The sequence below is a fragment of the Bradyrhizobium cenepequi genome, from assembly GCF_020329485.1.
Classification (GTDB): Bacteria; Pseudomonadota; Alphaproteobacteria; order Rhizobiales; family Xanthobacteraceae; genus Bradyrhizobium; species Bradyrhizobium cenepequi.
The window spans coordinates 234,728-251,402 of record NZ_JAGKJI010000001.1 but is presented as its reverse complement, the minus strand read 5'-3'; the positions used below and the strand labels follow the sequence as shown (position 1 = coordinate 251,402).

Here is a 16,675-nt window from a genome sequence, read left to right as displayed (position 1 = left end):
CTTCGCGGGCATGACGGTGAAGAATGGTGAGAGGATGTGCGTCCGCGTTCTCGCGGCATGCATAGCCCGAGCTTTGCATCTCGTTTCACCCTCTCATTGAAGTGAGGGCGCAGGGAAAGCCGGGTGCCGGTTGCACCCGTGGGCCCCGTGCAACAAAAAGCACGGGGGTAGGACCACAGGTCAACCGGAGCAACACCGGCTTTCCCTGCGCAGTGGTTTACGGCTTACTTCGTGCCCTTCCCGGTGACCGGGCTTTCTTGCCACCGTCATCTCTCGCGCAAATTTCTTCGCGCAAAAAACTTCGCGCCAGCGTCGGGGCGCCAGAACCACACGACTTCGCCGTCCGTGAGTGCCGCGCTCGTCAGTCGCAACACTCCCGTCCACCGCATCTCACCGCAACGTTCGTGACGATCGCGAGCCGCCCCTCATTTGGATGAGACGCGCGGAGTTAAATCACTGATTTGCCCGACGACGGAAGCGGAATGTTTTTCGCGCGAGGACTGGACGACCCAAATCACGTTGGAATCGCTGGCGAATTTTTCTCCGCCGTCATTCCGGGGCGATGCGAAGCATCGAGCCCGGAATCCATTTCTCCCCCAGCGCATCCGGCCCGATGGATTCCGCGCCCGCGCCAAGAGGCGCGCCCCGGAATGACGAAAAGCGGTTGGCCGCCTGTGGATTCCGGGCTCGCAACTTCATCGCCCGCTGCGAAGCGCACTTTCCCGCGCAATCAGGCGCGCGTCGTCCGCGCAAAGCCCCAAGCAGCGATGGCGGCCATCAGCAACGAGATCAGCACGTTGTAGCCGGCGAGCGAGAGACCGAGGAAGCGCCACTGCACTTCGTCACAGCGGATCACCTTCACCGTATCCAGCCGCTGCAGCAGGGTGCCGGCGCTGCCGAGATTACCGACCGGCCCAGTGCAATCGGTCGGCCCCTGCCACAAGCCCCATTCGACGCCGGCATGGTAGGCGCCGAGCCCGGCATTGGCGAACGCGGCGAGCGCGAGGATCGCCAATCCTGCGAGCAGCAGTGGCCGCGGCGCCCCCTTCCCGGCGACGAAGGCGACCAGCGCCCCGAGCGGGATCGCGAGATAATAGGCATAGCGCTGCTCGAGGCAGAGCGGACAGGGCAGGATTTCCAGCACCAGTTGGAAGAACCAGGCTCCCGCCAGCGTCGCCGCCGCGATGACCGCCACGGCCGCCGACGCCGCCAGCGCCGGATTGACCGATGTACGTGTGGACAGCGGATTGGCGGTCGCGAGCGTCACGGTTAAAGCTCCTGCAATACCAACGTGCTATCCCCTGGACCCGCCGCTGTCGAGCCGCGTCCGGATCAAAACCGCGCGGGTTGACCCCAACACCCCGCCCGCTATATTCCGCCCGCTTCGCGACGCCAGCCTTGGGGCTGATGGGGCGAATGCCCCTGTGGCGGAACTGGTAGACGCGCTCGACTCAAAATCGAGTTCCGCAAGGAGTGCTGGTTCGATTCCGGCCAGGGGCACCAAGCCCGTTCCAAAGCGTCCGCAACCGTCCGCGCGCTGCCCGGAAGCCCTTGAAAAACAGGCCTTTCCGCGTACATCGGTGTTCGTCACCGTTTGTTCTCATCCGATCCCAGCCGTCCGATTTGTTGGTATTTTTGTTGGTATCGGGAGAACAAACGTTCACGGTGACTTTGGCTATTCCGGACGAAGGACTTGAGCAGATGGCCCGCAAGAACCGTGGCGCGGGCGCCAACCCCAGGCAGATCAAGACCGACGTCGACTGCCGCGCCGCGGCCGCCAAAATGAAGACCGGTTGGGACCATGTCGTGCCTTTGTCACGGCAGGCACTTGCAATCCTGCGCAGCGTTCAGAAGCTGACCGGCCATCGCCGGTACGCGTTTTCCTGCTCGAAGGACGCGCCGCTATCAAACAACACGCTCAACAAGCGCTTGCGGCTGCTGGGCATTGACACCAAGACCGATCATTGTGCCCACGGATTCCGGACCACCTTCTCGACCCTGTCTCACCACGAAGAGATCAAGGACGCCAAGGCATGGGATGGCGATGTCGTCGAGCTGCAGCTCGCGCATCTCGACAACTCTACTGTGGAAGGTCTCTACAAGAAGCACGGACCGCTCGCACTGATCGGCTCGCGCACGAAGCTGATGCAGCATTGGGCTGATCGGATCGACCACTGGCTCGATCCCAAGAAGGTGATACCGATCAAGGGAGGCGCGCAGGCTTGAGTCACCCATCATCAGGCGTGGAATGTTGCCCAATTCGATCCGTGGCAAGCTCACGTGATAGTCGTCGACACTTGTGCAACTCGTGCGGGAAGCGGATCGATTTTAGCGGATCTCGACAATCGCAAATTGCGGCATGATGAAGAGCGTTGTCAGCCTGATGTGTCAACCCAGGAGCCTGTTCGCCACTACGAGACGCCATCACCCAAACCAAAGTGTCGCTGGGACAAATTGGGAGGCGTATGATTATTGATTACGTCTTAGTGGCTTACCTCTTTTGCCCGCATCAATTCTTTCGCACCAACGGCAGGAACACCAAGTCTAGAATTTCGTAAATCACTTGATCCGATAGCTTCGTAAGCGTCACAAAGATCTCATTGCGGGCTAGATCGATTGGGACAGCTGTCACACGCGGCGATAACTTTTCGGCGTCCACTTCGCCACGCGCGACGCCGCGTCGCAGTATTTCCTCAAGCATGTCTGTTTCGCCGATCTGTTCGGCAAGGTTACGGCGCACACCGCTCAAGTCGCCACGAGCTGGCGCGAGATCGTTGCGCAGGTCGAGCATGAACCTGACCGGTGCGGGTGTCGCCCGTTCTGACCACTTGCGCAGCAACAGTGCTAGTTCCTCGCGCACGCTGCCCAAGTCCGGGACGTTAACCGGATTAAGAGCGAAGTGGTGGCCAATCGCGGCGACGGCCAGCTCGGCGCGCCCCGCCCAGCGCCGCGATAAAACCGGTCTGCTGGTGCCGGCACGCTGTGCAACACCCTCTATCGTCAGATCGGCATAGCCATGCTCCTCAAGTTCGGCCCACGCCGCCTCCAACAACGCGTCCTCAAGCGCAGCACCGCGACGACGCTGCGGTGGGGCGCCTACAAGGCTTCTGCGCATACTGGTCCATCCGCTCCATTAACACATACGGCTCAATCGGATCGGAGCCGATGACACCCATGCCATGCGCAGCATAAGATGCGGCTCGAATCCTATTGACGCCGCCAACCAAATAGGATGCATATAGCATCTTATCACGATGGAGGCGTCTGCTATGAGTGATCATTCCACAACCCATCAAGGAGGACGCATCCTCGTATCGGGTGCAAGCATTGCCGGTCCGACAATCGCCTACTGGCTGGATCACTTTGGATTCGATGTCACAGTGGTCGAGCGTGCTGAGGCCGTGCGGAGCGGCGGCTATCCGATCGACGTGCGCGGTCCTGTGGTTGAGGTCGCCGATCGGATGGGTATCCTGCCTGGCCTGAAAGATGCGCATATCCATGCGAAGCGCATTACCTTTCTGCTTCCTGACGGCAGCGTCGCCGGCACCATCCGCCCCGAAGAGATAACGGGCGGCGTAGAGAACCGCGACATTGAGCTGCCCCGCGGTGAACTCACCAAGCTTCTTTATGGCCTGACCCGGGACGGGTCGGTCCGCTACATTTTCAACGAATCGATCGCATCACTCGATGACGATGGTGCCGGCGTGACCGTCACCTTCGAAAACGGCACGACCGAGAATTACGACGTGGTCATCGGCGCTGATGGCCTGCACTCCAATACGCGACGTCTAATCTTTGGGCCGGAGGAGCCATTCATCCACTATCTGGGCTATTGCTACAATGGCTTCACCACGCCCAACTTCCTCGAGCTGTCGCATGAATCGCTGACTTATACGGTCCCAGGCCGCTATGCTGTTCTGTCGGCAGTGAAGGATAGCCCGACGCTGCATGCCTTTCTGATCTTTGCCTCTGAAGAACCGCCCTTCTCCCGGCACCAGGACCCTGCGAGCCAGCGTCGACTGATCGCTGAAAAATTCGACGGGGTCGGGTGGGAAGTGCCGAAGCTAGTCGAAGCGATGCAGCAGGCAGACGATCTTTACTATGACGTAGTGAGCCAGATACACCTTGATCGCTGGTCAAAGGGCCGCGTGGTGTTAGTCGGGGATGCCGCCTTCGCTCCTTCGTTCTTGTCTGGCCAGGGTTCAAGCCTCGCAATGGTCGGAGCCTACATCCTCGCCGGTGAACTTGCGACCCACGACGATCCCACGGACGCATTCGCTGCCTACGAAAGGCTGATGCGGCCCTTCGCCGTGGCCAATCAGAACCTTGCCGGCGACGGAGGGGCTTTTTTGCTGCCACGTACCCAAGTGGAGATCGATGCGCGCAACCGGGTGCTTGCTAGCTTAAGCTCCTCTGACGCCGAGGCCATGCCTGGCGACACGTCGCGGGAGGTGCATAGTTCGCTCCATTTACCCGACTACATGTGAGCTTTGAAGGAGAGCCGCTGAACGGGCAAGTCGTCGTGCGAAGGAGCATGGCATCATGGTGCATGGCTCAATCGACAGCCATTCGGTTGCGCTATCTCTTCTCAGAGAAGCATTAGACTTACTTGATGAGTCGGAGGCAACTATCGCTGCCTCCCATCGTAGGCTTGCGATCGACGCCTTGGCCCGAGCAGCGGTCAATGCAGCGGCTGCAATTCGACCTGATTGGATCATGCTCTAACGCAAGAAAGACCGTCAGATCGCCGCTTGCGACACACGGTCAAAGAAGTACAGCCGGTCGGGATTCAGCGCGAGGCGGAGCCGATCGTGGACTTTCGCTTTGACGGTCGGCTCCACTGCGGCCACCATCGTGTTGGGACCGACTCTCACGTCCAGGAGAATCTGGGAGCCGAGCTTCTCGATGACCTCGACCACGGCATCGAAGCTGAGATCGGCCGTGTCGCCGCCGGATGCGACGCGCAGATCCTCCGGCCGGATTCCGAGCGTGACATTCTCGCCCACATGCCGCCGGAGCCGATCCGCAAGCTCGGCCGGCAGCTTGATGCGAATGCCCTCGTGGCGAGCCCAGAGGGCGCCGTCAGCTTCGGCCATTTCCACCGTCGCGAACGCCGGGACAAGTCCCGGCTGCTTTGCAGCGCCGATTGCGCAGGCCAGCGTCAACTCCGTCCCATCAGACAGAGCCACAATGCAGGTCCGTGCCGCAGCAGACAGCGAATAGCTCGCCGCTGTCAAAGATCAGGGCTTACCAATGGTGGGTTATTAACTATTCGGCGCGCCATTTTTCAAAGGCACGAGGGACGGCAGTTCCGGTCTGAACGAACGCCGCGCAAAGTGAGCGTAGGCACTCGGCCTATCTGTTTGAGACGAGGTTGTCGTCAGCTGATCAGCCGCCATGTGCAGCAGCAATCCGGGAGCCGCTGCGAGATCCAGCGTCAGCATACTCGCGATGTTCCACGGGTTGAGGAGGTTAACGAGCGCCCAGAAGCCGTCCAGATGCAGAACGATGAGGTGACTGGAGACGATAAGCAAGCCCGCCGCCCACAGCCAGACCGTTCCCGTCAACCGCAATGCCTTCGCGAGGATAGACATCGATCGCCCCCATTTCCGTCACCTGATTGTTCTAGGGACGAAAAATGAGAAACCGCGGAAGAAAACCGTTGGCATTTTAAGCATTGCGGCGTCGCGGCTTGCATGGATTGGCTGACGCCTGCAATCGGGCGTGTCAATCGATCGAGCGCTAGATCGCCGGCGGGGACATAAGGCACCGACTCCCGTCGACCTTGCGCCTTCTTTCCTCCTCGCAAGAGGACATTACTCAATTCAAACAGCTGATGGATCGCGGGCCGCGACCTCATCAACTTCAAGCTCAAGCGCCCATCACACCGCATGACAGTGGTCCGGCAGCCAAAGCTGCGCGCTGCGGGGCGTTGCTACGCATCTGCTACCGGCAGCGTCTGCTAGTTTGGGCGAAGCACAGGCCGCGTGGCCGTAATTATCCGGAATGGATGCCCGCGTGGATTTGGCTTAAGGGCGACCGTTCCATCTTATGACTAACTTATGACTAATGAAAATTAAATCGTCACAAGTCTTGCCTTCCGTTGATGCAGATCAACTGTCGATCAGAATGGGTGAATACTGGCAACGTCGATCGCGATCCCAGTTGCCGTCGCAGTAGCGACCAAACTTATGCGCTTTGAAAGGTTGTATCGCGGGTCCCCCAAATAGGGAGCGAGCCCGCTCCGAATCATGAACGAAATATTGGTCTCGATTTTCCTGCTCGTCAGCCTGCTGATAAACCTATCATCACTGGACGACATTTTTATTGATCTGCTCTCCTTCGGCATCGCGCATTTCCCGTTTCGGCGCGCTTCCGCCAAGCCAGGTCCGATCCCAAATATTGCAATCTTCGTCGCCAACTGGCGCGAGGAGGACATCATCGGCAAAATGGTCGAGGGCAACCTCGCCCGGATCGATGATCCGAACGTGTCAATCTTCCTCGGCGTCTATCCGAACGATGTAGGCACGCGAAGCGTTGCCGAAGCGCTCGCCGCGGCCCATCCCGATCGCGTGCGGGTCATTGTGAACAGCTTGCCCGGCCCCACTTCCAAAGGGCAGATGCTCAACGAGATGTTCGCCCAGACCTTTGCGGGTGAGCAGGCTCCCGACCTCGTGGTTCTGCACGACAGCGAGGATGTCATCGATCCACGCAGCTTTGATGTCTACGCAAAATATGCGGGCGAATTCGATTTCATCCAGGTTCCCGTCTTCTCGCTCAGCCGCCGCAGACGGGCCTATGTGGCTTCGACCTATATGGAGGAGTTTGCCGAGCGCCACACGCGCGAACTGATCGTGCGCAACGCGGTCGGAGCCGCCATTCCCTCCGCCGGCGTCGGCACCTGCCTGACGCAGGCGCTCGTCAGACACTTTCTCAAGACGCATGGTCAGGTCCTGATGTCCGGCACGGTGACCGAGGATTACATCCTCGGCGTCGAGGCCAAGCGCGCTGGCTTCAGATCGATATTCGCCGCGACGTCGGCGCAGGCCGACGAGGGGGTCGACTATGTCGCAACTCGCGAGTTCTTCCCCCAGCATCTGGAAGCCTCGATCAAGCAGAAGACCCGCTGGGTCTATGGCATCGCGTTCGAAGCGATGCACAAGCTCGGCTGGCAAGGCCAGCTCTGGGACATCTATTTCTTCCTGCGTGATCGCAAGGGAATGATTACGAACTTCCTGGCCCCGGGATCCATCGTTCTGATGATCCTGGCGCTTGCGGATCTGATCGATCCCGAGACCCTGCCGCGCGAGATGTATCAGCTCTTCCAATGGTCTCTGTCGTTCAATCTTCTCGCTGTGGTGTTTCGCTATGTCGCGCGCTTGACCTCCAGCTACCGGGTCTACGGCAGGCTCGATTGGCTCGGCGTCGCGATACGATGGCCCGTAGCCCTGTACATCAACATGGTCGCCACCTTCCGCGCGTGGAAAATTTATCTGGGCGAATCGCAGTTCGCCACCTCGCCCATCGTGTGGTCGAAAACGACCCACGACGTCCCCGACGATTTCCTGGCCGCCACACGCTGATCTCCCGGCTACATAGAGAACAACAGATATGCGCATCCTCGTCGCCTTTGGCACACGGCCAGAGATCATCAAGCTCGGTCCTGTCCATCGCGCCCTGCGCGAAGCCGGCGCGCATGTGGATGTCTTCTGGTCGGGGCAGCATATCGATCTGGCGGATGGGCTGCTGGGTCTGTTCGAAATCCAGCTTACATATGCGGGCACTGGGGTCATGCAGGAGCCCAGTCTCGCCGGCAAGTTCGCGCTGATCACGCAACAGATGCAATCGCTGCTCGGGTCGGGGAAGTATGATTGGGTCGTGGTGCAAGGCGACACGATGACCGCTGCGGCCGGTGCGCTGACGGGCTTTCTGAACCATGTCCCCGTTGCGCACGTCGAGGCTGGGCTGCGGACCGGGACGCTTCATTCGCCATGGCCGGAAGAGTTCAACCGGCGGCTCGTCACGATCGCCTCAACATTGCATTTCGCGCCGACCGAGCGGTCGCGCGATAACCTGCTGTGCGAGGGTGTGCAGCACGATCTTGTTAGCGTGGTTGGCAATACTGCGGTGGACGCCCTGCTCTATGCACGCTCCAGGCTCGCCGGAGGCTATGTCCCGATCGACCACGAGATCGCGAACCTCCCGCGCGACAGGAAGCTCGTGTTGGCGACATTGCATCGGCGCGAGAACATCGGGGCGCCCCTGGACTGCATTCTCGAGGCACTCCGCGAGCTTGGAAATGACGGCGACAAGCTGATCCTCCTTCCCGTTCACCCCAACCCTGATATCCGGGCGCAGGTCGTGCGGGCGCTCGGTTCGCAACAGAATATCCGCTTGCTGAAGCCTCTCCAATATACCGACTTCGTCTTCCTGCTCAGCCGGTCATGGACGGTCGTGACCGATTCGGGCGGCGTCCAGGAGGAAGCGCCGACCTTCGGTCTCCCCATCCTCATCACGCGCGAGAGCACGGAGCGGCCCGAGGTTGTCGAGGCCGGCTTTGGGACGCTGGTGGGATCCAACCGCGATGCGATTACCGCCGCGGTGAGACGCCTCACCAGCTCCGATGCCCCGCAGCTTCTGCCGGCCCGCAATCCGTTCGGGGACGGCGAAGCGGCGCGCCGCATAGCGGAGCGGATTCTTACCGTCAGTCCGATGCAGCAAGCCGCCGAGTAGAAAGATGGCAACTCTAGAAGAATATGCGCCGAGTGCGCCACTCAACGTCAGCCAGGTGCGCTGGAGCCGGTTCAGGAACCTTGTCCTCATCTCCATCGGCCTCGCCGTCACCGGCACAATCCTCGTCTACCTGATCTCCGGCGGAGTCGTGCTGCTGAAGGCCTCCGGGATGGTCACGCGCGAGCATATCGCCATCGGCGCGCCCTTTCAGGAAACGCGTGTGAGGCAGGTTTTCGTTCGCCCGGGAGACAGAGTGGAGGCTGGGCAGAAGATAGCCATCGTCGAATCGACATCCGTCTCCCGCACGCTCGCGGAGCTCGCCGTTGAGAAGGCCAGGCTCAATACCCGGATCGGGGCGATCGAGACGAGGCAAGCTGCAATCGGTGCCTTGCTGCCGGCCGCCGAGGCCAACGCCAGGCAGGCGCAGGAATATCTCGACAAGATAGCCGGCGCGAGCAGGAACGGCCTCGTGGTGGACAAGCTCTTGACCGACATGACCAGCGCGGCATTTGCGGCGGCAGAGAAGCACCAGTCCCTGAAAGCAGAGCGAGTCTCGCTTGCAGGAGAACTGGCCATTTATCAAAGCGCGCTCAAGGAGGTGTCGGACACGTATGAATCGTTGCAGCGCGCCTATGCCGGTGGAGCGCTGTATGCGCCGGTCGCCGGATATGTCGGCAGCAAGGTCATGAGCGCCGGAGCCGTGCTCGGACCGGGCAGCAATGACATCGCCACCATCTACACAGGCCCGAGCTTCATCCTCGCCTATCTACCGGACAGCTATCTGCTCGATCTCAAGGTCGGCCAGCGCGTCTATGTGCGTTCCTACACGCAGTCCATCGTAGGAGTGGTGGAGGACCTGCTGCCCATGACCGATGCCATGCCGCCTGAATTCCAGATCCCGGGCGATGTGCGCCAGAGGGGGCAGATTTTCAAGATATCGATCCCTGACGCCGCCTCCCTCCCCCTCGATCAAAAAGTAAAAATCTCCACCTGCTACTTCAACATGTGCGATTCCGGCGCCGGCATACTTCAGAAAGTCATGCCCCGCTTCATGAACTACATCGAACGAATCGAAGGATATGTGCGCTAGAGCATGATCCGGAAAAGTGGAGACCGGTTTTCCCTCGCGACAAACGCGAAGCGTTTGCGCGGAGATCATGCTCAAGCAAAGAGCTAGAGCGGGATGACGATTCGAAGAGCCATCCCGATGGCTCAGCACGAAATTCGCCGTACTCCTGCTAACTCTCGGCACGGCGCTTGATCGCCGGAGTTCAGCACCGGGTCGTCGCGGGCGCTTGGAAGGCGCTCGTCTCGAGCGTCTTGTCGCTGTCGGACAATCCGCGGGCTGCGACAGGCACGACATCGGCCGCTCGCGGATAAGTTCAGGGCAGGTCTCTCCCACCCTCCGTGCGCTACAGACGGCATCTCAAGCTTTTTGGAATAGCTTGAAGCTCTGCCGCTCTTTGCGCTGGCGCAAATAATTCGCAATTGCGCTCGTCCACGGTGCGCGCCGATCGAGATGGCAGGACCGCCATCCAGTTCAAACATCAATTTCATCAGGGGGCGCGGTCGGTTGGACCGGCCTGGGGCAATGCGTGCGACGCGAAGGGATAGGGGACGTGTGGTGAACAGCAGAAAGGGACCCTTCTTCGGAGTGTCGTCATTTGGGGCAAACCGATGCAGTGCGAGATTGTTGCTGCCGTGGGCCGTCTCCGCCTTGCTGCTTCCGACGCTAACCAGTCAGAACTCTCTGGCGGAATCGGCTGCGCCTGGTGCGGCGATCGAATTGGTTCCCATCACCGTCGATGCGCCGCCGCGCGCCACGCCTTCGACTCAGCGCAAACGGTCGATGACGTCGCGGCGCAGACCACCCTCGCCGGTGCGTGCGGACGTGGCAAATGCGGGCTCCGCTGCGCGGGAGACGGCGCCGTCACTTGCCCAGGAGAGAATCGGTGCGCTCGGGGGCGGCGCGAGCGTGGTTGGCCGCGAAGACTACGCGAATACGGGAAATCCCACCGTGTCGAAGGCACTGAGCAGCGTTCCGGGTGTCGTTGTCCAGGACTTCTTCGGAGGAAACGATCAGCCTCGTATCCAGATTCGCGGATCAGGCCTTCAACAAAATCCGGTCGAGCGCGGCATTCTCGTGCTGCAAGATGGGCTTCCGCTCAATCGTGCGGACGGCTCCTACATCGTCGGCTTCGCCAATCCGCAGCAGGCCCAGTCGATCGAGGTGTATCGGGGCTATCTGGCCAATCGCCTCGGCGCGACCGTGCTAGGCGGCGCACTGAACTTTGTGTCGCCGATTGGCTCGGACAGCCCCGGCGTTCGTTTCTCCGCCTCCGGAGGCAGTTTTGGACAGGCCAATGTCTCAGGACAGACCGGCTTCCGGCAGGATGGCGTCGACGGCCTGTTCCAGTTTGATGCCAGCCGGCGTGACGGCTTCCGCAACTACAACTCGTCGGACCGCGTCAGCGTTGGCGGCAATGTCGGCGTTGCGCTGTCCGAAAACGTCAAGACCCGCTTCTTCATGGGCTATACCGACCTCAACTTCGATGTGGCCGGCCCGCTGACCAAGAGTGCGATGTACGCCGACCCGCGGCAGGTCTTCACTGGACCAACCGTCACGCCGGGCGGCGCGATCAACCCCGGGCCCAACGTCGTCCGCGACAAGCCGCGTCGCGAGGCGAGCCAGTTCCTGATCGGCTCGCGCACCACCGCGACTTTCGACGCGCATCTGTTCGATGTCGCTGCCGGCTACACATACACCGACGATATGTTTCGTTTCCCCATCTCGTCCGGCGTGCGCACGACACAGGGCGGTGATTTCACAGGGCTGGTTCGCTATGCGTACAATCCCGCCGCGAGCCTGCTGCCGCTGCTCGAAGCAACTGTTCAATATACGGGTGGCTCCGCCGATCGCGGCTATTATCTGAATCAGGGCGGTCAGGCGGGCGCGCAGTTCGGCCACAATGAGCTGACGGCCCAGACGCTGTCATTGTACGCGGGTCTAAACGTGCCGGTATGGCGGCAGGTTACCTTGTCGCCGACGATCTCCTATTCTTACGCGACACGGGACAACGACGATCTGTACGGGGGGTCGACGCGGCCAACCATTGCCTATAATCCGGCCAATCCCTCGATGCTTCTGCCGAATGGCGCGGTGCCGACGCAGGACACGAGCTACGCGCGCACCTACAGCGGCTGGACTCCGGGCATTGCCCTGTCCTACCGTCCCGACGCAACGCAGACAGTCTTTGTCGCCGGCAGCCGCAGCTTCGAGCCGCCGACTCATGACGACCTGATTGCGACCATCAACGGTACACCGAACTCCAGCGCCGGACGGCCTAACCCGGCCAATCCGATGCTGGCGGCGGCGGTGTTCACCACGCCCGACCTGAAGGCGCAGACGGCAACCACGGTGGAAGGCGGCTGGCGCGGTCGCGCAGACCGCTTCTCGTGGGACGCCGTAACCTATTTCTCCTGGATCGACAACGAGCTTCTCAGCCTGCGCGACGTCACCGGCGCCTCGATCGGCGCGATCAATGCCGACCGCACCACGCATTTCGGCATCGAACTCGGGGCCGGTGTCAGGCTCGACGACCGGTGGTCGGCCCGCATCGCCTACACCTACCAGGACTTCCGCTTCGTCAACGATCCATTGCGCGGCAACAACCGTCTCGCAGGCGCGCCGCCGCATCTGATCCACGCCCAGCTTCAATTCCAGGCGACGGACGCATGGATGATGCAGGCGGGTGTTCGCTGGAGCCCAGCCAGCATACCCGTCGACAACATGAACACGCTTTACGCCGATCCCTACGCGGTCGTCGACCTACGCACCGAATACAGGATCGACAAGAACTTCCGCGCCTTCGGCGAAATCACGAACCTGTTCAACAAGACCTATGCCTCGTCGGTCCTGATCGTCGATCAGGCAAGGCCCGACCAGGCAGCATTCCTGCCTGGGGACGGCCGAGGCTTCTACGCCGGGATCAGGGCGGCATTCTGAACGAGAGGAGGACGCATGGCGGTCGATGTCGACAGCGCCGGTCCTGGCCGGGGGCAGGCAATCCATACGGCCGACGCGCCCGCACTGCAATGAGGAAGGCTACCACCATGCTCACCCGCCGCACCTTTCTTGCTGCCGCCGGCGCGGCCGTCATCCCGCGGCCGGGCCTGGCCATCGCCGCAGGGCCGCTGACCTTCTGGGGGCCGCCGGCCGCGCCCTCGATTGTGCTCGCGCATGCCGTTGCGAGTGGTGCTCTCAAGGAGATCGACGCGTCGGCCGCATTCAAGATATGGCGTACGCCGGACGAGATGCGTGCCGGCCTGAGTTCGGGCACGATGGAGGCCGTAATCGTTCCCACCAATGTGGCCGCGAACCTCCATAATCGAGGTCTCGATGTTCGTCTTCTCAACATCATGACGCGCGGCCTGCTCTACGTCGTGGCAGGCGAGAAGATCATGGGCATCGAGGATCTCCGCGGCAAGACGATCGCCGTGCCGTTTCGCAGCGACATGCCGGATTTCGTCCTGCAGCGCCTGTTGGCAAGAGCCGGGCTCAATCCCCAGAAGGACGTCAAGTTCGACTATGGCGGCACGCCGCCGGAAGCGATGCAGATGCTGCTCGCAGGCAGGGTCGACGCAGCGCTTCTGGCGGAACCGGCTGCGACCGCCGCGATCCTGCGCGCAAAGCTTGGCCTGACGCATCTTGCGCGGGCGATCGACTGCCAGAAGGAATGGTCGCGGACAATCGGTGGCAGCGGCTTCATTCCGCAGGCCGGTCTTGCCGTCACCCGCGGCTTCGTCGACCGGATCGGGCAGCACGGACTGAAGACGCTTCAAGACGCCTTGCAGGCGACCGTGAATTTCGTCGTGAACAATCCGTTGCGCGCTTCGCTGGCCTCGGTGGCTCAATTCGGTGTGATGAGCCCCGTCGTCGCGGAGGCGGTCCCGTACAGCAATCTGATCGCGCTGCCGGCATCCTCAGTTCGCTCCGACCTGGAGTCGTTTTTCTCGCTGCTGGCCGAGGATGATCCCCGGATTATCGGCGGCAAGCTGCCCAGCGACGCGTTCTACGCATTGTGAGAGAGGTCGCACCAGGTCTGGTTTTCCTCGGCTGGCTCGGCCGCACGATCTGGTCGGCATGGGCAGGCGCGGCCGGCCTGTGCTGTCTGACGGCAGCCTGGCAGGCCGGCCATGAGTTCTATGGTTCGTTCATTCTGCCATCACCGCTCGAAGCGCTGGAGGCACTGGCCGCTCTGATCCGGGAGCCGACCTTTGCCGAGGCCGCAAAGGAAACAGCAAAGCGGTCCGCTGCCGGCTTCGTCCTGGCCGTCGGGTTCGGCACGATCGCCGGCGCCATCGCGGGCTACTCGTTCGCCGCAATGCGGCTCATGCGTCCCATCATCACCGTTGTGCTCGGTGTCCCGCCGATCGCCTGGATCGTGCTGGCGCTCGTCTGGTTTGGATCAACCGGAGGGTCCGCCATCATGACCGTGGTCGTCGCGGGCCTGCCGATCTCCTTTGCAGGCGGTCTCGAAGGAGTCGTGACACGGGACCGTGCGCTCGATGCCATGGCGCGGTCCTTCGGCGCGAGCGCATGGATGCGCTTCCGGACCGTCACGGCGCCGCACCTGGTCTCCTATCTCTTTCCGGCGTGGACCACCACGGCGGGCACCGCCTGGAAGGTGACGGTGATGGCCGAGCTTCTCTCCAATTCGGGAGGCATCGGTGGCGAGCTTGCGACGGCGCGGGCATTGTTCGACATTCCGCGGGTCATGGCGCTGATCGTGGCCGTCGTCGCCTGTGTCCTGGCCACCGAATACCTGCTCATCCACCCGCTACGCGACTGGCTGGGACGCTGGCGCGAGGCCGGCCTGCCTTGGGGCGTGAAGCGATGAAGCTCCGTCTCCAAGCGATCGGCCATGCCTTTCTGGGCCGCCAGGTGTTTGAAAAGATCGATCTGTCGATCGACAGCGGCCAGGTAATCGCCTTGGTCGGACCTTCAGGCTGCGGTAAGACGACACTGCTGCAGATCGCGGCGGGCCTGATCGAACCGTCGCAGGGGCGGCTGCACCGCAAGTATCGGCGGCACGCGGTCGTGTTTCAGGAGCCGCGACTGCTGCCGTGGATGACCGCGCGCGACAACATTGCCTACGGCCTGCGCTCGGTCGGAGTGGAAAAGGAGCTGCGCGCGAAGGCGGTCGAACGGCGCGCCGCAGAAGTCGGCTTGAACGCGCGCGACCTCGACAAATATCCGGCAGAACTGTCCGGCGGGATGCGTCAGCGCGTGGCGGTCGCGCGCGGGTTGGCTGTCGATCCCGACATCGTCTTTTTCGATGAACCGTTCGCGGCCGTCGACGTCGGATTGAAGCGCGTGCTCCAGGACCTCGTCATCGAAGCCGCCGCGCGCGATCATTTCTCCGCGCTGTTCGTCACCCATGATCTGGCGGAAGCCGTGCGTGTCGCGCATCGTCTCGTCGCACTTTCGGGCAACGGAGAAGGCTTCGCGACGGATCGATCAATCGACGGCACCCCCGGGACAAGAACTGATCGCGAGGTGTTCGATATCGTCGAAACGTGGTCGCGCGATCCGGCATTTCACGAGCTGTTCGACGGCGCGCGGGAGCATGCATCGTGACGCGAGCCTGCGCTCCCGCCGGCCGCGACACGACAAGCCCTTGGCTTGTCGAGGGGCTGCGGCTGTTCTTTCCGGTCGCAGCGATTCATGCCGTCCTGCTGCCGCTGCTCTGGGTCGTCGTCTTTGCGTTCGACCAGCCTTTCGCGCCGATTGTTCCCGCGAGCCAGTGGCATGCACATGAGATGATCTTCGGGACCTACGGCGCTGCGCTTGCAGGCTTCCTCGCCTCGGCGGTTCCCGAATGGACCAATACGCGTCCGCGCCAGGGCCGCTCGCTCCTCGCGCTCCTCTTCCTGTGGCTACCGGCACGGATCATCGGCCTGGTCGGGCCCGATGCGCTCATCGGCATCGCGGCGGTCGGCGACCTTGCGTTTCTCGGCCTGCTGCTCTGGTACGTTGTGAGCGCGCTGATCGAACGCGGCAGTACGCGGCACACGTCCTTTGCCTGCTGGGTCGCACTGTTCTGGCTCTTGGAGCTCGGCATCCGCCTGGCCTGGCTGGCGGGCCTCGACGGTCTCGCCGGCCGGCTCTTGTCGTCGGCGCTGATGGTCTTCCTTGTCCTGTTCTCGCTTGCGCTCGCGCGCATCAACATCGTGGTCATTAATCTTGCGCTCGATCCGAGCGGCGAGACCACGCCGTATCGGCCGCACCCCGGCCGCCAAAATCTCACCGCCGGGCTCGTGGCGGTCTATGCGGTGGCCGCACTTGTCGCGCCGACGTCATTGGTGCCCGCCTATCTGGCGCTCGCCGTGGCGGCCGCGTTTTTCGATCGCCTCGCAGAATGGTTCATCGGACCCGCCGTCTTCCGGACGCATGTGCTTGCGCTGGCTGGCGCCAATCTGTTCGGTGGCGTCGGCTTTCTGTTGATTGGCCTTGCAGGGCTCGGCGCGCCTCTCTCGGTAAACTCGGGCTTGCACATGCTGTCGGTCGGCAGCCTGGGGCTCGCGGTGTTGAGCGTGTTCGTCATTGCCGGGCTGCGCCACACCGGGCGCTCCCTCGAATTGCCGTGGCAGGCGCATCTGGCCATCATCCTCATGGTCGCTGCCGCAGCCACCCGGGTGCTGCCGGAAATCGGTGTGGGAACATCGCTGATCGGCGTTCACTATACCCTGAGCGCGGCTCTCTGGTCCTGCGCATTTCTGGTCTGGCTCATCGGCTTCATCCCGCTGCTGCGCAACCCGTTCCGCAAGAACGATCATGCCGAACGACCCTGACTGCCGGCGAGGGCGATTACCGACGGCGCCAGCAATCAAGCGCCGCGATTCCGGCGTCCCCCACCGTCGCCTTTAAGCGAGGCGGAGC

The 16,675-nt window shown here is 62.1% G+C and carries 14 protein-coding genes and 1 tRNA gene; 11 read left to right on the top strand and 4 right to left on the bottom strand.

The annotated features are described in order from the left end of the window. Positions 1-730: 730 nt before the first annotated feature. Complete coding sequence (locus tag J6497_RS01245; protein ID WP_225702403.1) at positions 731-1,267, bottom strand: disulfide bond formation protein B; 537 nt, start codon at positions 1,265-1,267, stop codon at positions 731-733. Between the two features lie 151 nt (positions 1,268-1,418). Here J6497_RS01245 and J6497_RS01240 point away from each other — a divergent pair. Together J6497_RS01240 and J6497_RS01235 are read left to right on the top strand one after the other, a co-directional pair. Continuing rightward, positions 1,419-1,503 (top strand) — tRNA-Leu (locus J6497_RS01240). 198 nt (positions 1,504-1,701) lie between these two features. Continuing rightward, on the top strand, positions 1,702-2,226 hold the full coding sequence (locus J6497_RS01235) for a tyrosine-type recombinase/integrase (RefSeq protein ID WP_225702402.1): 525 nt from the start codon (positions 1,702-1,704) through the stop codon (positions 2,224-2,226). Positions 2,227-2,509: 283 nt separating this feature from the next. Here J6497_RS01235 and J6497_RS01230 read toward each other — a convergent pair whose 3' ends face one another. Continuing rightward, entirely contained in the window at positions 2,510-3,115 is a 606-nt protein-coding gene (locus tag J6497_RS01230) for a TetR/AcrR family transcriptional regulator (protein ID WP_225702401.1), read from the bottom strand. A gap of 154 nt (positions 3,116-3,269) precedes the next feature. Between J6497_RS01230 and J6497_RS01225 the strand changes: the two genes are divergently transcribed. Then, positions 3,270-4,487 (top strand): FAD-dependent monooxygenase, encoded by a 1,218-nt coding sequence (locus tag J6497_RS01225; RefSeq protein ID WP_225702400.1) that lies wholly within the window; start codon positions 3,270-3,272, stop codon positions 4,485-4,487. 252 nt (positions 4,488-4,739) lie between these two features. Here J6497_RS01225 and J6497_RS01220 read toward each other — a convergent pair whose 3' ends face one another. Then, a complete protein-coding gene (locus J6497_RS01220) occupies positions 4,740-5,189 on the bottom strand; it encodes a TOBE domain-containing protein (RefSeq protein WP_225702399.1) in 450 nt (149 codons plus the stop codon). A 75-nt stretch (positions 5,190-5,264) separates the two neighbouring features. Further along, a complete protein-coding gene (locus tag J6497_RS01215; RefSeq protein ID WP_225702398.1) occupies positions 5,265-5,594 on the bottom strand; it encodes a hypothetical protein in 330 nt (109 codons plus the stop codon). A 657-nt stretch (positions 5,595-6,251) separates the two neighbouring features. Between J6497_RS01215 and J6497_RS01210 the strand changes: the two genes are divergently transcribed. The 8 genes from J6497_RS01210 (at position 6,252) to J6497_RS01175 (ending at position 16,587) form a co-directional block, all read left to right on the top strand. Next, a complete protein-coding gene (locus J6497_RS01210) occupies positions 6,252-7,583 on the top strand; it encodes a glycosyl transferase family protein (protein WP_225702397.1) in 1,332 nt (443 codons plus the stop codon). Positions 7,584-7,611: 28 nt separating this feature from the next. Further along, complete coding sequence (gene wecB, locus J6497_RS01205) at positions 7,612-8,733, top strand: non-hydrolyzing UDP-N-acetylglucosamine 2-epimerase (RefSeq protein ID WP_225702396.1); 1,122 nt, start codon at positions 7,612-7,614, stop codon at positions 8,731-8,733. A gap of 4 nt (positions 8,734-8,737) precedes the next feature. After that, on the top strand, positions 8,738-9,823 hold the full coding sequence (locus tag J6497_RS01200; RefSeq protein WP_225702395.1) for an HlyD family secretion protein: 1,086 nt from the start codon (positions 8,738-8,740) through the stop codon (positions 9,821-9,823). A 759-nt stretch (positions 9,824-10,582) separates the two neighbouring features. Next, on the top strand, positions 10,583-12,739 hold the full coding sequence (locus J6497_RS01195; RefSeq protein ID WP_225702783.1) for a TonB-dependent receptor family protein: 2,157 nt from the start codon (positions 10,583-10,585) through the stop codon (positions 12,737-12,739). A gap of 107 nt (positions 12,740-12,846) precedes the next feature. Continuing rightward, positions 12,847-13,818 (top strand): ABC transporter substrate-binding protein, encoded by a 972-nt coding sequence (locus J6497_RS01190; RefSeq protein ID WP_225702394.1) that lies wholly within the window; start codon positions 12,847-12,849, stop codon positions 13,816-13,818. Further along, complete coding sequence (locus tag J6497_RS01185; RefSeq protein ID WP_225702393.1) at positions 13,815-14,633, top strand: ABC transporter permease; 819 nt, start codon at positions 13,815-13,817, stop codon at positions 14,631-14,633. Before J6497_RS01190 ends, J6497_RS01185 begins: the two co-directional genes overlap by 4 nt. After that, entirely contained in the window at positions 14,630-15,373 is a 744-nt protein-coding gene (locus J6497_RS01180) for an ABC transporter ATP-binding protein (RefSeq protein ID WP_225702392.1), read from the top strand. The genes J6497_RS01185 and J6497_RS01180 overlap by 4 nt, the downstream gene beginning before the upstream one ends. Continuing rightward, complete coding sequence (locus tag J6497_RS01175; protein WP_225702391.1) at positions 15,370-16,587, top strand: NnrS family protein; 1,218 nt, start codon at positions 15,370-15,372, stop codon at positions 16,585-16,587. The genes J6497_RS01180 and J6497_RS01175 overlap by 4 nt, the downstream gene beginning before the upstream one ends. Positions 16,588-16,675: the final 88 nt, after the last annotated feature.